This window comes from Neglectibacter caecimuris (assembly GCF_034335015.1).
Taxonomy (GTDB): Bacteria; Bacillota; Clostridia; order Oscillospirales; family Acutalibacteraceae; genus Acutalibacter; species Acutalibacter caecimuris_A.
The window spans coordinates 268573-286463 of sequence record NZ_JAWXXK010000003.1 but is presented as its reverse complement, the minus strand read 5'-3'; the positions used below and the strand labels follow the sequence as shown (position 1 = coordinate 286463).

General features: G+C 46.8%; 17 protein-coding genes. 14 read left to right on the top strand and 3 right to left on the bottom strand.

Going from position 1 to position 17891, the window contains the following annotated elements:
* Positions 1 to 59 precede the first annotated feature (59 nt).
* The 3 genes from U8T64_RS04430 to gdhA form a co-directional block, all read right to left on the bottom strand.
* Complete coding sequence (locus tag U8T64_RS04430; protein ID WP_322181335.1) at positions 60 to 701, bottom strand: hypothetical protein; 642 nt, start codon at positions 699 to 701, stop codon at positions 60 to 62.
* 55 nt (positions 702 to 756) lie between these two features.
* Positions 757 to 1533 (bottom strand): hypothetical protein, encoded by a 777-nt coding sequence (locus U8T64_RS04425; RefSeq protein WP_322181333.1) that lies wholly within the window; start codon positions 1531 to 1533, stop codon positions 757 to 759.
* Between the two features lie 367 nt (positions 1534 to 1900).
* A complete protein-coding gene (gene gdhA, locus U8T64_RS04420) occupies positions 1901 to 3232 on the bottom strand; it encodes an NADP-specific glutamate dehydrogenase (RefSeq protein ID WP_322181331.1) in 1332 nt (443 codons plus the stop codon).
* A gap of 325 nt (positions 3233 to 3557) precedes the next feature.
* Between gdhA and purC the strand changes: the two genes are divergently transcribed.
* The 14 genes from purC to U8T64_RS04350 all read left to right on the top strand — a co-directional run bounded on the left by purC (position 3558) and on the right by U8T64_RS04350 (position 17766).
* On the top strand, positions 3558 to 4271 hold the full coding sequence (gene purC, locus U8T64_RS04415) for a phosphoribosylaminoimidazolesuccinocarboxamide synthase (protein WP_322181329.1): 714 nt from the start codon (positions 3558 to 3560) through the stop codon (positions 4269 to 4271).
* A gap of 133 nt (positions 4272 to 4404) precedes the next feature.
* Complete coding sequence (purB, locus tag U8T64_RS04410; protein WP_437125995.1) at positions 4405 to 5784, top strand: adenylosuccinate lyase; 1380 nt, start codon at positions 4405 to 4407, stop codon at positions 5782 to 5784.
* A gap of 47 nt (positions 5785 to 5831) precedes the next feature.
* Positions 5832 to 6362 (top strand): GNAT family N-acetyltransferase, encoded by a 531-nt coding sequence (locus tag U8T64_RS04405; protein ID WP_322181325.1) that lies wholly within the window; start codon positions 5832 to 5834, stop codon positions 6360 to 6362.
* Positions 6363 to 6383: 21 nt separating this feature from the next.
* Positions 6384 to 7664 carry an adenylosuccinate synthase gene (locus U8T64_RS04400; protein ID WP_322181323.1) on the top strand — a complete coding sequence of 427 codons (1281 nt, stop codon included), beginning with the start codon at positions 6384 to 6386 and terminating at the stop codon, positions 7662 to 7664.
* A 144-nt stretch (positions 7665 to 7808) separates the two neighbouring features.
* Positions 7809 to 9638, top strand: coding sequence for a glutamine--fructose-6-phosphate transaminase (isomerizing) (glmS, locus tag U8T64_RS04395; protein WP_322181321.1), 1830 nt, complete (start codon positions 7809 to 7811; stop codon positions 9636 to 9638).
* Positions 9639 to 9841: 203 nt separating this feature from the next.
* Positions 9842 to 11404, top strand: coding sequence for a glutamine-hydrolyzing GMP synthase (gene guaA, locus U8T64_RS04390; RefSeq protein ID WP_322181319.1), 1563 nt, complete (start codon positions 9842 to 9844; stop codon positions 11402 to 11404).
* Positions 11405 to 11551: 147 nt separating this feature from the next.
* Complete coding sequence (locus tag U8T64_RS04385; protein WP_322181317.1) at positions 11552 to 12316, top strand: hypothetical protein; 765 nt, start codon at positions 11552 to 11554, stop codon at positions 12314 to 12316.
* Positions 12317 to 12324: 8 nt separating this feature from the next.
* A complete protein-coding gene (locus U8T64_RS04380) occupies positions 12325 to 12498 on the top strand; it encodes a hypothetical protein (RefSeq protein WP_322181316.1) in 174 nt (57 codons plus the stop codon).
* A gap of 126 nt (positions 12499 to 12624) precedes the next feature.
* Positions 12625 to 13074, top strand: a complete 450-nt coding sequence (locus tag U8T64_RS04375; protein ID WP_322181313.1) for a HEAT-like fold family protein — start codon at positions 12625 to 12627, stop codon at positions 13072 to 13074.
* Between the two features lie 30 nt (positions 13075 to 13104).
* Positions 13105 to 13866 carry an MBL fold metallo-hydrolase gene (locus U8T64_RS04370; protein ID WP_322181311.1) on the top strand — a complete coding sequence of 254 codons (762 nt, stop codon included), beginning with the start codon at positions 13105 to 13107 and terminating at the stop codon, positions 13864 to 13866.
* A gap of 308 nt (positions 13867 to 14174) precedes the next feature.
* Positions 14175 to 14591, top strand: a complete 417-nt coding sequence (locus U8T64_RS04365) for a YjdF family protein (RefSeq protein WP_322181309.1) — start codon at positions 14175 to 14177, stop codon at positions 14589 to 14591.
* Positions 14592 to 14615: 24 nt separating this feature from the next.
* Positions 14616 to 16391, top strand: coding sequence for a toll/interleukin-1 receptor domain-containing protein (locus U8T64_RS04360; protein ID WP_322181307.1), 1776 nt, complete (start codon positions 14616 to 14618; stop codon positions 16389 to 16391).
* A gap of 291 nt (positions 16392 to 16682) precedes the next feature.
* Complete coding sequence (locus U8T64_RS04355) at positions 16683 to 17183, top strand: AAA family ATPase (RefSeq protein ID WP_322181305.1); 501 nt, start codon at positions 16683 to 16685, stop codon at positions 17181 to 17183.
* 208 nt (positions 17184 to 17391) lie between these two features.
* Entirely contained in the window at positions 17392 to 17766 is a 375-nt protein-coding gene (locus U8T64_RS04350; protein ID WP_322181303.1) for a GNAT family N-acetyltransferase, read from the top strand.
* The last annotated feature ends 125 nt before the right edge of the window (positions 17767 to 17891 follow it).

The following is a 17891-nucleotide window of genomic DNA, read 5'->3' as shown; positions in this document are numbered from 1 at the left end:
GTTAAGTACCGCAAAAAAGCCAGGCTGTCAAAAAGCTGACAGCCTGGCTTTTCCGTGTTTCATTTTGAAAATTCGGGATCCATAATATTGGCTAAGATCTGAAAGGAGAAGGTGACCTGTTCCGGCGTTTCCTTTGCGCGGTAATAGGAGCATACGAGATAGATTCTGTCCTCCGCTCCGTCCGTGCCGGGAAAGACAAATTTGAACTCCAATGGGCGGCCAATTACGGGCTCTTCGGAAAAAATGGTATCGAAGCCCTCCTGCTCGATTGCCGCTCCATTTTCGTCTTCCGTATAGGTCTCCCCAAAGACGGTATCCACATTGTTCCGGAGGAAAGCACAGGAATGAGGGGAACCCAGCTGCTCCTTAAACAGTTTCAGACATTCTTCCGCTAAAGCTCTGGTTTTCTCAGTATCGTCATATACCTTCTCGCCGGTCACGCAGTAGGCTTTTTCCTTCTTAAAGATGAATTCCGTATCCATTTTGATCCCGCACCAGGAAAGGGTTTTGTGGTAGAAATGGTTGCTCCCTTCCTCTTTCGCGGCGTCGCTAATTTCCAACAGATCCACAGCCTCTTCCTCCCGCAGCAGGAACGCCTGCAACACCTTATCGCTGACAGCCGGCCCTTTTTCCTGGGTACACCCGGAAAAAGGCAAAAGCAGAAGGATAGACAGAGCACAGCAAAGCACAGATTGTTTCATTCGTTTTCCCTCCTGTAGGAAGCGATTTTTTCACTGCACGCACGACTCTTTAAGATCAATAATAAACTTTTTCGGTGCCATAATATAATCTTCCACCCACAGTGATCTCCATATAAACCTCAAATCCTACATTGCCATAAGGGTCCGGTACGATTACACGGTTGGAAGCCAGAGCGTTATCCTTGCTGTAGATGGTATTAAAAGCCGGAGAATTCACCGTATAAGTATTGCTGTAAACGTAGTCGTTCTGTAAAAAGGTATAGGTGGAGCCGGATTTAGAATACAGCGTTCCTACTATATTGGTCTGGATCATCGTTTTTGACGGGTTTGCCGCACCGCCGTTATTTTTGTTTACGAAATACTCACCAAGGGGGCGGACATAGGTTTTGTTTCCCGAGGTATAAGATTCATAGGAAGTAGTCATTCTGGTTGTGATACTTGCATTGATGAATTCATGCACGGAACCGGCCCGGCTTTCTCTGAATAACTCATGAAAATCCAAATTTACAGGAGCATCTTCCGTATTATCGGAAAACGCTACCAAAATATCCTGCTGAACCTGGTTCCCTGTTTTTGTAACTACGCACAAGGAAGAGAGAGGAGTATCGCCTGTCCGGGAAATGTTATGGTCTGGTTCAGAAGAAACATAAATCAGGGAATCTTCCTGCATAGGGACATTATTATGCCTTAGAAATTCAAGAACGGCGCTTGGGGCTTCTGAAGCCTTCACAGAGAATTCGGCAGAGTCAATATCTTCAGCAAAGGAGTTCATGGAAAATGTGACCAGAAGAAGAAACGCAAGCAGGATAGAGTATGGTTTTTTAATTTTCATTCTGTAATGCCTCCTTGATAAAATCGTTTTCAAGTTTAGGTAATTGACTTTGCCATTGCAATGGAGAAAAGAGAAAAGCTAACATCAGAACATTCACACTTAATAAAATGTTTATGAGTCCTTTGTTTTCTGACTCTTTCCTTGATTAAATTATAATCTAAAAAATCAGTGATGTCAATACACAAGGCATAAAATATTTTTTTGCAATTTTACGATTTTGCTTAAGAAAAAATTTTTATGCCACAAATAAAAGCTTGAAAGCAGGCACTTAATAGCGTAAAGTGTTTCACTGCGCAAAAGAGCTCGCTTCCCGTTTGGGAAAGCGAGCTCTTTTCTAACGACTAACAACTAAGCACTAACAACTGCCTCAGCAAACTCCCTGAGCCAGCATGGCGTCGGCTACCTTGATGAATCCGGCGATGTTGGCGCCGGCCACATAGTTTTTCGGCATGCCGTATTTCTCCGCAGCCTCGTCAGCGCTCTTGAAAATGTTTTCCATAATGTTCTTGAGCTTCGCGTCTACCTCCTCGAAGGTCCAGGAAAGGCGCTGGCTGTTTTGGCTCATTTCCAGGGCGGAGGTGGCAACGCCACCGGCGTTGGCGGCCTTGCCGGGGGCAAAGAGCACATTTGCCTTTTGCAGCAGCTCGGTGGCCTCCAGGGTGGTGGGCATATTGGCGCCCTCCGCTACGGCCAGCACGCCGTTGGCGATCAGCATTTTAGCGTCCTCGGCGGTAAGCTCGTTCTGTGTGGCGCAGGGAAGAGCGATATCGCACTTTACGCTCCACACGCCCTTGCCCTCGTGATATTCGGAATCGGGGCGGTAGGCTTTGTAGGCGGTCAGGCGCTCCCGCTTTACCTCCTTGATCTCCTTGATGGCCGCAAGGTCGATCCCCTGGGCGTCGTAGATCCAGCCGGTGGAATCGGAAAGCGTAACGACCTTCGCGCCCAGCTCCGCGGCCTTTTGGGCGGCATAGATCGCCACATTGCCAGCGCCGGAAATGGCGATGGTCTTGCCGCTGATCTCAATGCCGTTTTTCTTCAGCATGGCGTTTGTGAAGTAAAGCAGTCCGTAGCCGGTGGCCTCGGTACGGGCCAGAGAGCCGCCGTAGGTCAGCCCCTTTCCGGTGAGCACGCCCTCGAAGGCGTTTTTCAGGCGCTTGTACTGGCCGAACATGTAGCCGATCTCCCTAGCGCCGGTGCCGATATCCCCGGCGGGTACGTCGGTGTCCGCGCCGATATGGCGGAACAGCTCGGTCATGAAGCTCTGGCAGAAGGCCATGATCTCCCGGTCGGATTTTCCCTTGGGGTCAAAATCGGAGCCCCCCTTGCCGCCGCCGATGGGCAGGCCGGTCAGGGAGTTCTTAAAGATCTGCTCGAAGCCAAGGAATTTGATAATGCCCAGGTTTACGGAAGGGTGGAGCCGCAGGCCGCCCTTATAGGGGCCGATAGCGGAATTGAACTGTACCCGGAAGCCCCGGTTTACCTGAACCTTTCCCTTATCGTCCACCCAGGGCACCCGGAACATGAGCTGGCGCTCCGGCTCGGTGATGCGCTCCAGAATGCCGTTTTCCTCATATTTAGGATTTGCCTGAATGACGGGCTCCAGAGAGGTGAGCACCTCGGTGGCAGCCTGAATGAATTCTGGTTCATTTTGGTTCTTCTGTTTCAAAAGTTCCAGCTGATTGGCAACATAAGACATAAATTTTCCCTCCAAATGCAAGTTTGAAACTTGAATCCTGCAAAATCACCTCCTTATCTTATCACAGAGACGGCTGTTTGACAAGAAAAAAATAAAAAACTTCCCATCTGCTGAAAAAATTGCTTTCAAAAGCCTCAGTTCTATGAAAACTGCGGAAAATCTGGCGGAAACGGGAATCTTTTTCCCGGGAAAACTTGACAGAAAGCGGCGGTTCAGGTACAATGATTCACTGTGGAAAGTGGCGGGAACCGTTCCTTTTTCGCCGCTTTTCCGGGAAAGAAAAGAAGCAGAGGCCTGCAAGTTTAGCGGACGGAGGTTTACTCAAATGCAGAAAATGGAAATGCTCTATGAGGGAAAGGCAAAAAAGGTATATGCAACGGACGACCCGGAAATTTGCATCGTTTCTTATAAGGACGATGCCACAGCCTTTAACGGCCTGAAGAAAGGTACCATTACCGGCAAGGGCGTTGTGAATAATCGCATGTCTAATTTCATGTTCCGTTTGCTGGAAAAGCAGGGGATCCCCACCCATTATGTAGAGGAACTCAGCGACCGGGAAACTGCGGTGAAAAAGGTAGTTATCGTGCCGTTGGAAGTCATTGTGCGCAATACCGCCGCCGGAAGCCTGTCAAAGCGTTTGGGTCTGCCTGAGGGTACTCCCATGAAGACCCCGGTACTGGAATACAGCTATAAAAACGATGAACTGGGCGACCCCATGGTAAACGATTATCACATTTTTGCCATGGAGCTGGCGACCAGGGAGGAACTGGCGCAGATCGCTTCCATGAGCTTCCGGATCAATGAGATCATGGTGGAGTTTTTTAAGAGCGTCGGCGTGGATCTGATCGATTTCAAGATCGAGTTCGGCAAAACCGGTGACGGCAAGATCCTTCTTGCCGATGAGATCTCTCCCGATACCTGCCGCTTCTGGGACGTGAACACCCATGAGAAGCTGGATAAGGACCGCTTCCGCCGGGATATGGGCGGCGTGGAAGATGCCTATGCCGAGATGATGCGGCGTATTGGGCTGGGGGAATAGTTGTTAGCTATTCGTTGTTAGAAAGGGAGTAAAGCGTTCTTTTTGTTAATTTTACAGAGAATTCGGAAGGGTTGATCCTGTGGCAAGAAATAGTTATGAATCCCCTTTGTCCGCTCGGTACGCCAGCAGGGAAATGAAATATCTCTTTTCGCCCGATATGAAGTTCCGCACCTGGAGAAAGCTTTGGATCGCGCTGGCGGAGACAGAGCTGGAGCTGGGCCTGCCCGTGACAAAAGAGCAGGTAGAGGAGCTGAAGGCCCATGCGGAGGATATCAATTACGAGGTGGCAGAGGCAAGGGAAAAGGTAGTGCGCCACGATGTGATGAGCCATGTGTACGCCTATGGGCAGCAATGCCCGAAGGCGGCAGGGATTATCCACCTGGGGGCCACCTCCTGCTATGTGGGAGATAATACCGATGTGATCGTGATGACCGAGGCCATGAAGCTGCTTCGGGATAAGCTCATTGGCGTGCTCCGGGTCCTTCGGAAATTTGCGGAGGACTATAAGAACCTTCCCACCCTGGCTTTTACCCATTTCCAGCCGGCCCAGCCCACCACGGTGGGAAAGCGGGCTACCCTGTGGATGCAGGACTTGCTGATGGATCTGGAGGACGTGGAGTATCAGCTTTCGAAGGCAAAGCTTTTGGGCTGTAAAGGCACTACCGGCACCCAGGCAAGCTTTTTGGAGCTGTTTGAGGGCGACCATGAAAAGTGCCGGGAGCTGGACCGGCGCATTGCGGAGAAAATGGGTTATGAGGCCTGTTTTCCCGTGTCCGGGCAAACCTATTCGCGAAAGCTTGACAGCCAAATGCTTTCCGTGCTTTCCGGCATTGCCCAGAGCGCGGCGAAATTCTCCAATGATATTCGGCTTTTGCAGCACCTGAAGGAGGTAGAAGAGCCCTTCGAGAAAAACCAGATCGGCTCCAGCGCCATGGCCTATAAGCGCAATCCCATGCGCAGCGAGCGCATCGCCTCCCTCAGCCGGTACGTCATAGCCGACGCGGTGAATCCCGCCATGACCGAGGCGGCCCAGTGGTTTGAAAGAACCCTGGACGATTCCGCCAACAAGCGGCTGAGCGTTCCGGAGGCCTTCCTGGCGGTGGACGGCATTTTGAACCTCTATGCCAATGTGGCGGACGGCCTGGTGGTGTACCCCAAGGTCATCGAGCAGCACATGCTCAGAGAGCTGCCCTTTATGGCCACGGAAAACATTATGATGGACGCGGCCAAGCGGGGCGCGGACCGTCAGGAGCTGCACGAGCGCATTCGGGTCCATTCCATGGCGGCGGCCAGGGTGGTAAAGGAAGAGGGCGGAGAAAACGACCTGCTCAAGAGAATCGCGGGTGACCCAATTTTCGGCGTGACCCTTTCCGAGCTTTCCGAGCTTGTAAAGCCGGAAAAATACGTGGGAAGAGCCCCCCGGCAGACGGAAGAATTTCTGGCGGAGGTCATAAAGCCGGTGCTGGAAAAATACAGCTTTGTGAAGGAAGAAACACCGGAGATCAAGGTGTAATAAGTTGTTAGCTATAGTTGTTAGTTGAGTTAGAAAGGGCTGTTCTTATGATAGAACTGTATGTTCCTGAGAAAACGGAGTTGTGGTTTCGTGAGGAACTGCTCAGTGACCCGGTGACCATGGCGTACAATAAGGGATATGATCTGGGATTCCCGGAATATCACAACGATACCGGCTGCATTGATTTTCCGAAGGAGAATTGGGACAGCTGGTACCGGAGATGGGTCAATGCCCAGCCGGAGCGGTTTTACGCGTATCTGCGCAGGAAATCGGACGGCGCTTTTCTGGGGGAAGTGAATCTCTACCGGAAAGGCCCGGAGGGCTGGTATGAAATGGGGGTCGTCCTGCACGGGAAATACCGGGGACAGGGCTATTCCGCGCAGGGGCTGAAGCTGCTGCTGCGGTATGGCTTTGAGGAAATGAATGCTGCCGGGATCAGCAACGAGTTTGAGCTGTCCCGAAAAGCGGCAAGCGAGCTTCACCGGGCTGTCGGGTTCCGGCAGATCAAAACAGAAAATGGTTTAACCTTTTGGACAATCAGTCGGGAAGACTATGAGAATCTGCACAAAATTTTATAACAGAGAGGCTTGAAGGTAATCATGGTAAAAGCTATAGTTGGCGCGTGTTGGGGCGATGAAGGCAAAGGGAAGATCACGGACGTGCTGGCGGAGGATTCCGATATTGTCGTGCGTTTTCAGGGCGGCTCCAACGCGGGGCACACCATTATAAACGACTATGGAAAGTTTGCCCTGCACCAGCTTCCTTCCGGTGTGTTCCGGCAGAATATTGTGAATATTATCGGCAACGGCGTGGCGCTTTCGGTGGAAAATTTCCTCAGTGAGCTTCAGTCCGTGGTGGAGCGGGGCGTGCCCGCCCCCCAGCTGTTGGTTTCCGACCGCTGCCAGGTGGTAATGCCCTATCACAAGGAGCTGGACGGCCTGGAGGAGGCAAGGCTCGCGGCAAAATCCTTCGGTTCTACCAAATCCGGCATTGCGCCCTTCTATTCCGACAAATACGCGAAGATTGGTTTCCAGATCAGCGATCTGTTTGATGAAAGGGACGCTCTTTATGAGCGTATCGACCATGTGCTGGGCCTGAAAAATGTGCTGTATACTGAGCTGTATCACCAGAAGCCGCTGGACCGGGACGAGGTTTACGCGAAGCTCATGGAGTATAAAGAGGCCCTTGCCCCTTATGTGGCGGATACCACTACCCTGCTGTACCGTGCGGTAAAGGAAGGCAAGACGATCCTGTTGGAGGGCCAGCTGGGCTCTCTGAAGGACCCGGACCTGGGCATTTATCCCATGGTGACCTCCTCCTCTCCGTTGGCGGGCTTTGGCGCGGTAGGCGCGGGCGGCATTCCGCCCTATGCCATTCAGCAGATCGTCACGGTGGTGAAGGCCTATTCCAGCGCGGTAGGCGCGGGGGAATTTGTTTCTGAGATCTTCGGGGAAGAGGCCGAGGAGCTGCGCAGGCGCGGCGGAGACGGCGGCGAATACGGCGCTACTACCGGGCGCCCCAGGAGAATGGGCTGGCTGGATCTGGTGGCCGCCCGGTACGGCTGCATGGTGCAGGGGGCCACAGACATTGCCTTTACCGTGCTGGACGCTTTGGGCTATCTGGACGAGATCCCCGTGTGTGTGGCTTATGAGCTTGACGGAAAAAGGATCGACTATTTCCCGCCCACCGCTCAGCTGAAGCGCTGCAAGCCTGTTTTGGAGGTTTTGCCCGGCTGGAAATGCGATATCAGCGGGATCAAGCGGTATGAGGAGCTGCCGGAGAACGCCAGGCGCTATGTGGAATTTGCGGAGCGCCACATCGGCGTGCCGATCACCATGGTTTCCAACGGCCCGGCCCGGGAAGATATTATGAGACGATAGCTTCGTTTGACCTTGTCAAGCGAAGTGCGGTGCTGGAAAGTACAAGTGCTTTACAGGACGTTAAAATCTTGATTTTAGCGTCCTTTTTCTTCTTTTTGAAAAGCGTAATGTAAAAAATAAAAAGCATCAAGGAGGCGCATGGATATGTGCGGGATCGTAGGCTATATCGGCGGGGAGCAGGCCGCTCCCTTTCTGCTGAACGGGTTGACAAAGCTGGAATACCGGGGGTACGATTCGGCAGGCGTGGCCGTTTATCACGACGGCGGCCTGCGGGTGGTAAAATCCAAGGGGCGCTTAAGCGTACTGGACGGTATTTTGCAGGGCGGGAAAAATCTACCCGGCACGGTGGGCATCGGCCATACCAGGTGGGCCACCCACGGCGCGCCCTCCGATGTGAATTCCCATCCCCAGGAAAGCGCCGGCGGAAAATTCGCCGTGGTACACAACGGGATCATTGAAAATTATCTGGAGCTGAAAAACCACCTGATCCGCCGGGGTGTGGAGTTCGTTTCCGACACGGACACCGAGGTGGTGGCCCAGCTTTTAGAGTATTATTATCGGGGCGATGTGCTGGACGCTGTGCAGAAGGTGATCGGCCGGGTAGAGGGCAGCTATGCCCTGGGCATCATCTGCGCCGACTGCCCGGAAAAAATCTTTGCCGTGCGCAAGGACAGCCCGCTGATCATCGGCGTGGGGCAGGGGGAAAACTTCATTGCCTCCGATATTCCTGCCATTCTTTCCAAAACCCGGGATATCTATCGCCTGCAGGATAAAGAGATCGCCGTGCTGGAGCGGGAAAGCATTTCCTTCTATAATGCGGAGAAGGAGCCTCTCACCAAGGAGATCGAGCGGATCGAATGGGACGTTGCCGCCGCGGAAAAGGGCGGCTATGAGCATTTCATGATGAAGGAGATCTGCGAGCAGCCCGAGGCCCTGCGCAAAACCATTTTCCCCCGCCTGCGGGACGGCAGGGTGGTTTTGGACGAGATCAAGCTGACCGCCGAGGAGATCCGAAACATCAATAAGGTTTTTATCGTGGCCTGCGGTACCTCTTACCATGTGGGCGTTGTGGCAAAATATGCCTTTGAAAAGCTTCTGAAGCTTCCCATGGAGGTGGACGTGGCCTCGGAATTCCGTTACCGTGACCCCATTCTGGACGAGAAAACGCTGGTCATCATTATCAGCCAGTCCGGGGAAACGGCAGATACACTGGCCGCGCTGCGCATGGCGAAGCGCAGCGGCGCCAGGGTGCTTTCCATTGTAAACGTGGTGGGCAGCACCATCGCCAATGAGTCCGACGACGTGCTGTATACCTGGGCCGGGCCGGAAATCGCCGTGGCGTCCACCAAGGCCTACAGCACCCAGCTGGCGGTGATCTATCTCATTGTGCTGTATCTGGCCCAGGAGTTGGGCGTTTTGCCGGAGGAGGAGAGGAAGGAGTATCTGGCGGATCTTCAGCGCCTGCCCGACCTGGCGGCGGCCTGCCTTGCGGACAAAGAGACGATCCAGTATTTCGCCTCCCAGTATTTCAATGCCCGGGATATGTATTTTATCGGCAGAAACGTGGACTATGCCGCCTCTCTGGAGGCTTCCCTGAAATTAAAGGAGATCTCCTATATCCATTCCGAGGCCTACACCGGCGGTGAATTGAAGCATGGCCCCATTTCCCTCATCGAGGATGGCACCCTGGTGATCTCCATCTGCACCTATGACCGCCTGTTTGAAAAAATGATGAGCAATGTCAAGGAGGTCAAGGCCAGAGGCGCGGTGGTGCTGGGTATCACCACCCGGGACAGGGAAAAGGCCTTGCGCCAGGAAACGGACTACCAGTTCTGTATTCCGAAAATTACCGATTTTATGCTGCCCTCTTTGTCGATCATTCCCCTGCAGCTGTTTGCCTATTACGTGGCCTCCATGAAGGGCTGTGATATCGATAAGCCCCGGAACCTGGCAAAATCCGTTACGGTGGAGTAAAAGAGGCTGTCGATTTTCTGGAGAGGCTTCGAGGCGTCTCCCGGTAAAAAGGAATTTTCAATCGGAAAAAAGGCGGTTTTGTTTTGCAGAACCGCCTTTTCAATTTTCTTGAAAAACCCACTCGAATGTGGTAGAATAAAAGCATCGGGCAGCCGCTTTGAGCCGCATTGTCCGGCAAGCTAAGAAAAAGGATGGGGATCCCAATGGAAAACGCCCGGCGCCAGCTTGTGCTGGTTTTGGATTTCGGCGGACAGTATAATCAGCTCATTGCCCGGCGGGTCAGGGAATGTCATGTGTACTGCGAAGTGAAGCCCTATACCACTTCTGTGGAAGAGATCAAGGCCATGGAGCCCATCGGCATCATCTTTACCGGCGGGCCCAATTCCGTTTACCTGCCGGATTCCCCCAAGGCGGATCCGGCGCTTTTTAAGCTGGGAATCCCCATTTTGGGAATTTGCTATGGCTGTCAGCTTTTGGCCCATCATTTAGGCGGAAGGGTCACCGACGCCCAGGAGGACCCCGAAGGCGCGTCCGCCAGGGAATACGGAAAAACAAAGACCTTTTACGATACCTCCTGCAAGCTGTTTTCCGGCTTGCCGGAGGAGGGTGTTTCCTGGATGAGCCATGGCGATTATATGGCAAAGGTGCCGGAGGGCTTTTCCTTGACGGCCCATTCCGCCGCCTGCCCCAATGTGGCTATTGCCGATGAGGGCCGGGGTTTTTACGGAGTGCAGTTTCACCCGGAGGTCAACCATACGGAGAATGGCACGAAAATGCTGCACAATTTCCTGTATCAGGTCTGCGGCGCCAAAGGCGATTGGACCATGGAGGACTACTGCAAAACAGCCGTTCGGGAGCTCAGAGAGAAGATCGGCGGAGGCAGGGTGCTGCTGGCCCTTTCCGGCGGTGTGGATTCCTCTGTGGCGGCGGCGCTGCTGGCGGAGGCGGTGGGAGACCAGTTGACCTGTGTATTTGTGGATCACGGCCTTATGCGGAAAAACGAAGGCGACGAGGTGGAGGCCGCCTTTGCCAAATGGAAGCTGAATTTTGTCCGGGTAGACGCGGAGCGGCGGTTTTTAGAGAAGCTGGCCGGCGTTGTGGAGCCGGAGGATAAGCGGAAAATCATCGGCGAGGAATTTATCCGCGTGTTTGAGGAGGAATCCCGGAAAATCGGCGCGGTGGAATACCTTGCCCAGGGCACCATTTACCCAGACGTGATCGAATCCGGCCTGGGAGACGCCGCCGTGATCAAAAGCCACCACAATGTGGGCGGCTTGCCGGACTATGTGGAATTCAAGGAGATCTTAGAGCCCCTGCGCCTGCTCTTTAAGGACGAGGTGCGTGAGCTGGGCCGGGAGCTGGGCCTCCCCGAATATCTCGTGATGCGTCAGCCCTTTCCCGGGCCAGGCCTCGCCATTCGCATCATCGGCGAGATCACTAAGGAAAAAGCGGATACCCTGCGGGACGCCGACGCCATCTTCCGGGAGGGGATCGCCGCCGCCGGGCTGGATAAAGCCATAAACCAGTATTTCGCCGTGCTCACCAATACCCGCTCCGTAGGCGTCATGGGCGACAGCAGAACCTACGACTATACCCTGGCCCTCCGCGCCGTGACCACCACCGATTTCATGACAGCCGACTGGGCCCGGATCCCTTACGAAACCCTGGATCAAATCTCCACCCGCCTCGTAAACGAGGTCAAAGGCGTCAACCGCGTGGTCTACGACATCACCAGCAAGCCCCCGGCGACGATTGAGTTCGAGTGATGAAAAATTTTACATAGATTATTTTATATGCTAGATACTATTTGGTTAGTTTATTTTTGTTACATTATTTACTCCATATGTAATGTAAGAAAAATTCTTGCCAAATTAACAGAATAAGAATTACTATATTTGAAGAAGAGGGAAAATATGGACAAAGTATGTTTTATGATAACGCCTATTGGTAAAGATGGAACGGAAGTGCGTAAAAACGCAGATGAGGTAATGGAGTATATTATTAGTCCAGTGTGTAAAGATTTTGGGTACTCTGTTGTGAGAGCTGATAAAATGGCAAATAGTGGATTGATTACAAAAGCTATTATTGAACAAATTATTTCTGCAGATTTAGTTATTGCTGATTTAACAGGAAATAATCCTAATGTATTTTATGAATTGGCGATTAGACATTCCTATCGTAAACCAGCTATTCAAATTATAAAAGGGGGTATTGAAATACCGTTTGACGTATCTAACATGAGAACTATTTCGTATGATACGACTTTGAGTGGTGCAAATTTGGCAAAAAAAGAAATAGAAGCTATGCTGAAGGCTATTGAGAATGGAGAAATTGTTCATAATCCGGTTAGTGAGGTAAGCACTTTATTAAATCTCTCTGAAAATAGTACAGAAGAAAATGCGGAAATTTTATCAACATTATTGTTGGAAGTGCAACAAATTCCTGATAATTTGAAAGCATTAGAAAATAATATTGAAACAAGATTTTCGCAGATGCTTTCTGCCTTTATAGAAACTATAAAGAATGAACAGGTTGGAAGTTCGATTAAGCCAGAGGACAGAGTGTTAGAAATTTTTATGAATAATTTGATTGAGAATCCTCAAAAAGGAATGCAAAGTTTTGATGCCTTGATGAAATTGCAAGAAAAAATGGATAAATCCTCTAATAAACAAAAGTAGTGTTAGATATGGTTGACAACATTTTGGCAATAGAAAATCAGCAAGTCATAAGGAATTATGTAATTGATGTAGAAATGGGCGCGTATTTGCATAAACTTAAACAAATAAAGTTAAAAACAGCAAAGATCACGCCGAGTGGGAATAATGAAATGGAATTTGAAAGGACGGAAACAGAAGCTTGAAAAGTCGTTGGAACGATAAGAAATGTGGGGCGTGGCGGTTGCTATGCCCTGTATTTTATAGTGGCAGATACAGAGAGAAAGTGCTATAATCGAAAGCATGATTTAAGATATGGGAGATGAAACGGCATGGAAATAAATATTGAAGGTAATTTTTCGCTATTATTTGATAAGAATAATAATACGGCATACAAAGCATTACAGATGTTGCAAAAAGAATGTGAGAAATCAGACAAGGTATATTGCTATATGGATAAGTTAGCCGATATGATTGACAATGATAATTCTTACATTCGGACAAGAGGGCTTACGCTGATTGCCTATAATGCTAAATGGGATAAAGATAATAAAATTGATGAAATTATAGACGAATATTTGAAGCATATAGAAGATGTTAAGCCGATAACAGCAAGACAATGTATAAAATTGCTACCTATGATAGCAAAAAATAAGCCGGAATTAAAAGAAGATATTGTTACGGCATTACAAAAAGCGGATATATCTATTTATGCAGAAAGTATGCAGTCATTGGTCTATAAGGATATTCAAAATTCTTTGGCAGAGATAGAAAAACTATAAATTCATTAGGATTTTAAGGAGCGTGGAGTAATGGATAACTGGTTTACAATAGATAAAATTGATGCAAATACATATATTATCAGTGAATACCGCCATTGGGAGGAAACGCATTGCTATCTGTTGAATGGAAATACCCGAAGTCTGCTTATTGATACGGGGCTTGGCGTTTCCAATATCTATGAGGAAGTGCTGAAGCTTACCGATAAGCCAATTACGGCAGTAGCCACGCACATTCACTGGGATCATATTGGTGGGCATAAGTATTTCCCGGATTTTTATGCTCACCCTGATGAATTGGATTGGCTGAATGGTAAATTCCCTTTATCAATCGAAACGATAAGAGAGATGGTCATAGATTGCTGTGATTTGCCCGAAGGGTTTTGCGTGAGTGATTATAAATTGTTTCAGGGCATGCCAACAAAAGTGCTGACAGACCATGACATCATTGATATTGGCAGCAGGGAAATTGAGGTGCTGCATACTCCCGGACACTCTCCGGGGCATTTGTGCTTTTGGGAAAAAAGCAGGGGATATTTATTTACTGGCGATTTGGTTTATAAAGATATTTTGTTTGCTTATTATCCGTCTACTGACCCGGAGGCATACCTCGATTCTTTGGAAAAAGTTGCGGCATTGCCTGTAAAGAAAGTATTTCCGGCGCACCATTCACTGGATATAGAACCGGAAATCTTAATCCGTATGCGGGAAGCCTTTAGAAATCTCAAGGCGGACGGAAAACTTCATCATGGCAGTGGAACATTTGATTATGGAGATTGGGGAGTATGGTTATAGGAAATAGGCTGTGACAAAGGAAATGCTCCTTTTGTTGATGATTGCTACATGGTGCTAGCACCATGTAAGTCAGAGTAGACAAGGGAAATGATAATATGGCAGTTTGCAGTTATAGGCGGATTGCCATATTTTTGTGGAAAAATGGGCGTTTATGTGGTAATATATAGGGGCAAAGATAAAATACACAACGCAAGACAATCTTGCAGAACTGGTAGGTAGTCCAGTCGCACCATTTGGGTGTAAGTAGCCCTCCCTCCTTAGGGTCGTCCGTTCTTTGTTCATTACAATTATTTTAAGGAGGAATTGTCATGGACAAAGTTTCGGGAAAGCTGACAGTGTTTTTTGAAGAACCCTTTTGGGTGGGAGTGTTTGAACGTGTATCAGAGGGAAAGTTATCCGTGTGTAAGGTTACGTTTGGGGCAGAACCAAAAGACTATGAAATATATGATTTCGTTCTGAAAAATTACTATCGGCTGCGATTTAGTTCAGCTGTGTCAACTGATGTAAAAGAAGTTGGTCACAATCCTAAACGGGTACAGCGTGAAGTACGGAAGCAGATACAAAATACCGGAATAGGTACAAAATCGCAACAGGTTTTGAAATTACAGCAGGAGCAATTGAAAACTGAACGTAAGGCGGTGAATCGGGAGCAACGAGAAGCGGAGAAACAGCGGCAGTTTGAACTGAAACAGCGGAAAAGGAAAGAGAAGCACAGGGGTAGATAGTGCATATTGTGGAGGAACTAACAGATGATTAATGTATTTATAAGCCATAACTATAAGGATAAGCCTATGGCAAGAAAAATTGCTAAAGAATTGGATAAATATGGAATAAAAGTATGGATTGATGAGTCAGAAATAAGATTGGGTGATTCACTAATTGAAAAAATAAGAGATGGTTTAGATCACATGGATTTTTTGATAGCATTGATTTCAGAAAATTCAGTGCATTCAGAATGGGTAAAAAAGGAACTGGATATTGCAATGAACAAGGAAATAGATGGTAAGAAAGTTATAGCAATTCCTATTCTTGTTGGGAAATGCGAATTGCCTGGATTTTTAAAAGGCAAATTGTATGCTGATATGTCTACTTCTAGGAAATATAATGAAAATATACCAGCTTTGATTAGACGTTTTGACATTAATGAAATAGTAGATGATAAGAATGAATTTACAGAATATAAGTTGAGTGCTGCGCAGGTAATAGAAAAGATAGAAAAGATAGAAAATATAAAAAATGAAAATGAAACTATTGAATTTATCGAAAGCTTTGGATATTCTGAGAGAACCTTGTTTTATAGAGATACATTTATTCAAGCAATTAATAAATTATTAGAAGATGAAAAAGTATCTACAGATTTATTGGCTTCTTTAATAGAAATGTGTAGATATTGCCCTAATGATGCAGTAATCAAGCTAAGTTTAACCCAATTATTGAATAGGTCGGATGAGCAGATACTTCAAAGTACGATTAATGTTTTAAGAGAAACGAAAAGTTTAAAAATACAACAGAAGAAAATATTGAAAATATTGAAAGAGTGTGAGGATAATGACTTAGAAAGTTGTATTTGGGATTATTTTATATCTGTTCAGTTAGATTTTGATGTGGCAAAAAAATTATGGGAATTTATACAAGAGAATTTAAAGGATAACCATAGTAATAAAATTATTATGTGTATGTGTAAATTATCCAATCAATTAGGTGATGATAGTATTTTTGAAGAATGGTATACTCTTTGGTTAGGGGGAGATGACAAGGAAAAAAGAGATATTGTGAATTGTATGTGCCGATATGGGTTTGAGTCAGAGGGAATATATTTGGTAAGTCCAAAACTTAGGGATAATGTTAGAGATGTTTTATTTGGCTCATTTGGTGAAAATGATGCAGATAATGCTAATTTAATGATTGCGCTTTTAACTGGTGCAGGAAATTTGGTTGAGAGCAATGGCGAAATATGGGATAAACTGAAAGGATTAGATGAATATTCCATATTGCTTACATTAGAAATTTTAAGAGATGAATATAACATTGCATATATTTTCAACTCTATTGAAGACATAGAAGCATTGAAGGATTTTGTGAAATCACCCAATAGAAATATCAAAAAAGTAGCTTTAGAAGTTATCGCAGAAATCAGTTTAAAAGAATCGTTAGAGGTTATTAAAGCAGAAAGTGATTTTAGTATTCAACATTATAATGCCGGGTCGCTTTTGTATACATTATTAAAAGAGTCAAGTGTAAAGGAATATAAAGAATTATTTGAAAAGGTAAAAGAAAAAATAGAAAATGGGTATTATAGTCAAGTAGATAGAAATTTAATCTGTTATGGTGATTATTTATTGGGTAATATAGATTTAGATAATATGCTTGTGAACCTACAGATAAAAGAAGAAAGTATAGGACGACAATATGATATAGAAAGGAAAAGCAAACTGTTAATTGAAAAATTAGAAGATTTACTGGAACAGGGTGATGCAACTACAAAAAAGAAGATTTGCGAATTAATAAAAGTAGCAAAAGCGTAAGTTTAGTGCATTGATTTTGATATAATTGATTGAGTATATGTGGCTCTATTTTGGCTCTAAAAATTTTGACTGGCACAAAAACGAGAGCAATTTTTGAATAATACGGATAATAAATGCTTGAAAAATGAGGAAAAAACAGTCAGTTCAAGCTATCCGCCGAGGAGTGGGAGTAATAAGAACTATAGGGCCCAGCGGTTGCTGTGTCCTATAGTTTGTGGAAAATTGGAAATGAAAGTGGTATAGTCGGGCATATTGTTGCAGGGCTTCAGATGATGATTGAGAGGAATACGGATGTCAAAACAAAAATTGATTATTATAGCAGGCTCTCCCTGTGTGGGGAAAACGACGGTGACGCAGAAGCTTTTTACCTCTTATGAAAACAGCGCTTATTTCGATGGGGATTGGGCATGGTGTGTCAATCCGTTTTCGGTTGAGGATCCGAGATTGAGAAATGGTGATAAAACAATGTCCTTTGCGTTGTCTACCTATCTGAACTCCGGTTTTGATTATGTCTTTTTTTCATCGGTGGTTGTTGTGGATAAAGCAATTCGTAAAGCGATATTAAAAGATATCACAGCAAAAGACTATTCTGTGATTGGCATTACCTTGACCTGTTCCGAGGAAACTTTACGGGAACGTCATAAAAAGCGTGGAGATGAAACTGAATGCTCTTTTTTCTGGCTGCATTTAAAGCCATACGAAGGTGATTATGTGATCAATACAGATAACAAAAGCGTTCAGCAAATAGCTGATGAAATAAAGGCGATTGTAGATAGCGGGGCAAATGAATAGTGGAAATCAGAACAACTGATTTAATATTGCGCACTGTGACTGAAAACGACATTCAGGAGATCGCAAGAATGTGGGAGTATCCACAGGAAACAACGATAGAGAAGGCATACGAAGCATTAAAGTACATGGAAGATACCCCCATAGCAGGAATCGCAAGAAAGCAATCTGTCATTTATGTTTAGGCGTTTTTTAAAAGCAGGAACCCAATATGATAATAAGCTGGTGCGGACTGGACGGAGAAGCCGGGCCGGGGAACACAGTTCTTTTTTACATGATTGATGAGAAATACCGCAATCGAGGTTATGCTGCGCAATGCGCTGTGGAATTAATAAATTACGCATTTGAGAAGATGGAATATGACATCATTTATGGAGGGTGCGTAAAGGACAATATAGAATCATATAAAGTAATGCAAAAAGCTGGAATGACTCAAAATTCCTTTTATGAAAATGGGGATTACATTTTTTCGATGGATAAAGAAACATTTTGCGTAAAAAAGTTAAACGGGCAGCAAATTCTAAAATGCAGTCTGTCTCCTATTTCTTTAAGCGATAGGAAATGCAATGGTGTTAGCACCATGTAACCAACGGCAATAAGGAGAAAATATGTGTTAGATTTGTTACGAATCAGCATTTTAGAATATCTCATTTTACAAGGCAATTTATCCTCGTTATGAAGTGGAAAAATCACCATCTGAGCGTAGTATGA